The organism is Bacteroides caecigallinarum (assembly GCF_021530995.1).
Lineage (GTDB): Bacteria > Bacteroidota > Bacteroidia > Bacteroidales > Bacteroidaceae > Phocaeicola > Phocaeicola faecigallinarum.
In genome coordinates this window covers 1-6,055 of sequence record NZ_JADYTF010000154.1, presented here as the reverse complement: position 1 = coordinate 6,055, position 6,055 = coordinate 1, and the positions used below count along the sequence as shown (strand labels likewise).

3 protein-coding genes are annotated in these 6,055 nt (G+C 40.0%); 2 read left to right on the top strand and 1 reads right to left on the bottom strand.

Annotated features, from left to right (window positions below):
- The first annotated feature begins 333 nt into the window (after positions 1-333).
- Positions 334-2,667, top strand: a complete 2,334-nt coding sequence (locus I6E24_RS14990; protein ID WP_235329376.1) for a glycoside hydrolase family 20 protein — start codon at positions 334-336, stop codon at positions 2,665-2,667.
- Positions 2,668-2,686: 19 nt separating this feature from the next.
- On the top strand, positions 2,687-4,768 hold the full coding sequence (locus I6E24_RS14985) for a glycoside hydrolase family 20 protein (protein ID WP_394800419.1): 2,082 nt from the start codon (positions 2,687-2,689) through the stop codon (positions 4,766-4,768).
- An 83-nt stretch (positions 4,769-4,851) separates the two neighbouring features.
- Here I6E24_RS14985 and I6E24_RS14980 read toward each other — a convergent pair whose 3' ends face one another.
- Positions 4,852-5,793: an NAD(P)H-dependent flavin oxidoreductase gene (locus I6E24_RS14980; RefSeq protein WP_235329374.1), complete on the bottom strand. Its 942-nt coding sequence runs from the start codon at positions 5,791-5,793 to the stop codon at positions 4,852-4,854.
- Positions 5,794-6,055: the final 262 nt, after the last annotated feature.

Sequence of the window (6,055 nt, the reverse complement as noted above, 5' to 3'; positions counted from 1 at the left end):
CTTTGCAGTTATAATAGAGAAGACTAGTAACATTTTTTTACAAATAAAAGAATGAAAATGTTATAGTAAACGGATTGAAACCTTAAAATTATGAGCAAAAAATTTTTTCTTTAGCCGAGATGGCGATGTATGTGGAGATGTTCAGGTTTTATTTGCAACACTAAGTTAATCTTCAGACATAACAAAAGAGGATGCATCATTTTGACACATCCTCTTTTATAAAAAAACTTTCTGAATCATTGATATTCAGAAAGTTTTTTTTAATTTTACACCGGTTATGTAACGTACCTTTATTCTGGAATATATTTTCTAATCAACTTAAATATAATCAAAATGAAAACAATCATTAAAACCGGTTTACTGGGATTGACGTTTGCAAGTGTTATTCTGTCATCTTGCGCGTCTGGAGAAACAGCAAAGGCTGATTATCAGGTAGTACCAATGCCTTTGGAAATTTCTGCAGTTCAGCAGTCTTCTTTTTTGCTTAAGAATGGGGTGAATATTTACTATACCCCAGGAAATGAAATGATGAAACGGAACGCTGAGTTTTTGGCATCCTATATCAAGGAACAGACTGGTATAGAACTTAAGACTCAGGAAGGTGAAGGAAAAAGTGGAGGTATATTTCTTCAACTTGGATTGGATAATGCAAATCCTGAAGCTTATCAGTTGAAAGTTACAGGAGATAATGTCGTAATCAGTGCACCGACAGAGGCCGGTGTCTTCTACGGAATACAGACTTTGCGTAAATCAGTATCTGTAAATAAAGCATCTGCAATAGAGCTTCCGGCTGTTGACATTGTAGACAAACCAAGATTCAGCTATCGTGGAATGATGCTTGATGTTGGACGTCATTTCTTCACAATGGATGAACTGAAAACTTATATTGATATTCTTGCCCTTCATAACATCAACCGTTTTCACTGGCATTTGTCAGAGGATCAGGGATGGCGTATAGAAATAAAAAAATATCCTAAACTTACGGAGATAGGTGCTTACCGTAAAGAAACCGTCATAGGACGTAATTCCGGTAAATATGATGGAAAACCATATGGAGGTTTCTATACTCAGGAGCAGGCAAGGGAAATTGTGGACTATGCTGCAAAGAGATATATCACAGTAATTCCGGAAATTGATCTTCCAGGCCACATGCTTGGAGCATTGGCTGCATATCCTGAACTGGGATGTACAGGCGGACCATACGAAGTGTGGACACAGTGGGGAGTTTCGGACAATGTTCTTTGTGCCGGAAATGACAAGACTATACAATTTATAAAGGATGTATTGGCTGAAATCATAGAGATATTCCCTTCTGAATATATACATGTGGGTGGTGATGAATGTCCTAAGGTTCAGTGGGCAAAATGTCCTAAGTGTCAGGCCAGAATTAAGGCTTTAGGACTGAAGACAGATAAAAAACATACAAAGGAAGAACGTTTGCAGAGCTATGTCATACATGAAGCTGAAGCATTCCTGAATTCAAAAGGTCGTCAGATGATTGGTTGGGACGAAACACTTGAAGGTGGTCTTGCTCCTAATGCTACAGTTATGTCATGGCGTGGCGAAAGCGGTGGTATTGAAGCAGCCAAACAGAAACATAATGTTATCATGACTCCAAATACATATTTGTATTTTGACTATTATCAGTCTAAAGATACAGACAGTGAGCCTTTGGCTATAGGCGGATATCTTCCGATGGAACGTGTTTACAGCTATGAGCCTATGCCTTCGTCTCTTACTCCTGAAGAACAGAAGTACATCATTGGTGTGCAGGCTAATCTTTGGACAGAGTATATCCCTGTCTTCAGTCAGGCTGAATATATGGTTCTTCCTCGTATGGCTGCACTCTGTGAATCTCAGTGGTGTGCCCCTGAAAAGAAAAATTATGATGAGTTCCTTAAGAGACTTGTGAGACTTGTTGATATATACGAACTTAATGGTTGGAACTATGCTAAGCATATATTCGATGTAATGCTGACTCTTACTCCTGATACGGAAAGTGGTACGCTTGATGCATCGGTGCGTACTGTAGATAATGCTTCAGTTTACTATACATTAGATGGAACTGAACCTACTGAACAGTCTCAGCTTTATACTGGTGTGGTGAAAATAGACAAACCTTGCGTGTTGAGAACTGTTGCCATACGTCCTAACGGAAAGTCACATATTACTACTGATACTATTACATTCAGTAAATCATCAATGAAGCCAATAACAATGCTTCAGCCTATAAATAATCAGTATAAGTTTACAGGTGAATCAGTATTGGTTGATGGTATGACCGGAAATATGAATTATAAGACAGGCCGTTGGCTGGGATTCTATAAGAACGATTTGGAAGCTGTGATAGATTTGAAGAATGTAACGGAAATATCTTCATTGACTATGCGTACACTCGTAGAGAAAGGAGACTGGATTTTCGATACAAGAGGTATTACAATTTCTGTTTCGGATGACAACAAGACTTTCAAGGAAATTGTTTCAGAATCTTATCCTGCAATGAAGGAAACAGATGCGAATAAGATTTATGTTCATCATTTTGACTTCTCTCCTGTCAAGACACGTTACGTAAAAGTTAAAGCGTTGTCGGAACGCAGTATACCATCATGGCATGGCGGAAAGGGTAGTCCTGGTTTCTTGTTTGTGGATGAACTTACTATAGAATAAAATACCAAAATCTGATTATATGAATATTAAGAAAAAAATCTCATTGATTTGTTTTTCTGCTATGGCAGGAGCCATGATGATAAACATGACGTCGTGTGCAGAGAAAGTTGTTGAAGGAAAGCTGTCGGTAACTCCGGTTCCTTCGGAAGTAAAATGGCAGAATGGAGTGTTTAAGCTTAACCCTTCCACTACATTTACAGTTGATGCTACTGAGGCTGACAAGAATAACCTGACGTCTTATCTGCTGGCTTCTCCTTTGAAAATAAAATCATCTGAAGCAGAGAACGGAGATAACCGGATTGTATTGAAGGTGGTTCCGTCGCTGGAAGGTATAACATCTGCCGAAGGCTATAGACTTTCAGTTGACGGGAAGGGAGTGAAAATTGAAGCCTTGTCCGGAGCCGGATTGTTTTACGGTGTTCAGACATTATTGCAAATGGCGGCTGAATCTTTAGAAATACCTTTTATAGAGATAAAGGACGAACCCCGTTTCCAGTATAGAGGTATGATGCTCGATGTGTCACGTCATTTCTTTGATAAGGATTTTGTGAAGAAACAGATTGACCTTCTTGCATACTACAAGATAAACCGTCTTCATCTGCATCTTACTGATGCTGCCGGATGGAGACTTGAAATCAAGAAGTACCCTCGCCTTACCGAGTTTGCTGCATGGCGTCCGCAGGCTGTATGGAAAGACTGGTGGACTGGTGATAGGAAATATTGTGAGCAGTCGGACCCAAGAGCACAGGGAGGATATTATACTCAAGATGAAATGCGCGAACTTGTGGAATATGCGGCTCAGAAGTACATTACGATTATTCCTGAAATAGAGATGCCGGCACATTCGGAAGAGGTCCTTACCGCATATCCTGAATTGTCGTGTACACATGTTCCATATAAGCAGGCTGATTTCTGTGTAGGTAATGAGAAGGTTTTCGAGTTTCTTGAAAATGTACTCCTTGAAGTGATGGAAATATTCCCTTCCGAGTATATCCATATAGGTGGTGATGAGGCGGGAAAAGCATCATGGAAGACATGTAAGCTGTGTCAGGCCCGTATGAAAAAGGAGGGACTTAAGGATGTTAATGAACTTCAGAGCTATATGATACATCGTATGGAGAGATTCTTGAACAGCCATGACCGTAATCTTTTGGGATGGGATGAAATTCTTGAAGGAGGACTTGCTCCGAATGCTACGGTTATGTCATGGAGAGGAACTGAAGGTGGCATAAAGGCTGTTAAAGCCGGTCAGAAGACAATTATGTCGCCGGGTCAGTATTGTTATCTTGACGGTTACCAGGATGCGCCATATTCACAACCTGAAGCTATTGGAGGCTATCTTCCATTAAGCAAGGTTTATAGCTATAACCCTGTGCCTGATTCGCTTTCAGCTTCGGAGAAAGAACTTATATATGGTGTTCAGGCCAATCTGTGGACAGAGTATGTGCCTACAGAAGAACATGCAGAATATATGCTTTATCCGCGAATGATAGCTTTGGCAGAGGTGGCATGGTCTGAACAGGAAAATCGTTCGTGGGATGATTTCCATACACGTGCGTTGAAGATAGTTGAAGAACTCAAACAGAAAGGTTATAATCCTTTCGACCTTAAAAATGAAATAGGTAACCGCAAAGAGGCTCAGGCTCCTGTAGAACATCTTGCCCTAGGAAAGAAAGTGAAATATAACGCTCCTTATTGGGATAGCTATCCGGCTAACGGTGAGGCAACTCTTACTGACGGTCTTCGTGGAGGGTGGAATTATAATGACCAGCTATGGCAGGGGTTTGTAACAAAGAATAGGGTTGATGTTGTGATTGATTTGGAGAAAGAAACAGAGATACATTCGGTAGCTGCAGACTTTATGCAGATTTGCGGTCCGGAAGTATTCATGCCTGCCAAGGTTATAATTTCTGTATCTTCAGACGGTGAAAACTTTACCGTATTGTCTGAAATTCCACATGAGGTAGTGAGAGATGATGAGGTTTCTTTCAAGAACTTCGGCTGGACAGGAACAGCTAACGGCAGATATGTACGTTATCAGGCATTGGCTAGCGACAAGTTTGGTGGTGTACTGTTTACTGATGAAATAGTGGTCGAATAAGTGTTGGTAATGTGACTTTCAGTCTGCAAGTAAGTGGTTCTGCTTATATATGCCCTACTTACTTGCTGACGGGAAGTCATTTTTTATATGGATGAAAGATGCTTTATGCCTTCGTTGTATTCATTTATCATACTCTGTATAACTTCTTCTGTAGAAGGAATGTCGTTTATCAGACATGACACCTGGCCTATTTCAAGTTCACCTTCTGACAAATCTCCCTCGAATATACCTTTCATGGCCCTTCCTTTGCCCAGTATTTCTGACAGTTCTTCGGCTGAGGCTCCACGGTTTTCTGCTGCTTCTACATCACGGTAGAAATCATTTTTTATCAATCGTGTAGGTACAAGCTTTTTCAAGGCCAGTATAGTATCCCCTTCGTTAAGTTCGGTACATAACTTTTTGAAGTCTTCATTAGCCGAACTTTCCTTTGTGATGGCAAAACGGGTTCCTACCTGTACGCCTTCTGCACCCAAAGCGAATGAAGCAAGCATGGCTTCTCCTGTTGCTATGCCTCCTGCTGCTATCAAAGGAATGCTCAAGTGTTTTCTGATTTGAGGTATCAGAACCATTGTTGTGGTTTCTTCCTTGCCGTTATGTCCTCCGGCTTCGAAACCTTCTGCCACTACAGCGTCTACTCCTGCTTCCTGGCATTTAAGTGCAAACTTGGTACTGGCCACTACGTGAGCGACTTTTATTTTGTTTTCGTGCAGCATGGCAGTCCAGGCTTTCGGATTTCCGGCAGAAGTAAAAACTATCGGAACATTTTCTTCTATTACAACCTTTATCAGCTCTTCCGAATATTTTGAAATCAATGGAATGTTTACTCCGAATGGTTTGTCGGTTGCAGCATTACATTTATGTATGTGTTCTCTCAAAACTTCAGGGTACATTGAGCCTGCACCTATAAGTCCCAGTCCTCCTGCATTACTTACTGCCGATGCAAGTTCCCAACCACTGCACCATACCATACCTCCTGATATTATCGGATATTTTATTCCGAAAAGTTCTGTTATTCTGTTTTTCATTTTAAATGCTGTTGCTTAAAATATTAGTATATGGATTATTTAATTTCTTTGTTCAGATGTTTTTGGGTTACATTAGAAATGTAAATATAGAAATTTCTATATAATTGGAAAAGAAAAACGGGCTGTTGTTTAAGTTTAAAAACACTTCTTGTCATTTTTAAATGACAGGAGCTTCTTATTAAAACTATAAGGTGTTTTCTGTGTCCCATAATTATTGTTTCTTATTGATTTGTAATATCTTTGTAACCGATAACACATAAAC

Coding starts and splice junctions, on each gene's coding strand:
- I6E24_RS14990 (WP_235329376.1), top strand. CDS start 334: ATGAAAACAATCATTAAAACCGGTTTACTGGGATTGACGTTTGCAAGT.
- I6E24_RS14985 (WP_394800419.1), top strand. CDS start 2,687: ATGAATATTAAGAAAAAAATCTCATTGATTTGTTTTTCTGCTATGGCA.
- I6E24_RS14980 (WP_235329374.1), bottom strand. CDS start 5,793: ATGAAAAACAGAATAACAGAACTTTTCGGAATAAAATATCCGATAATA.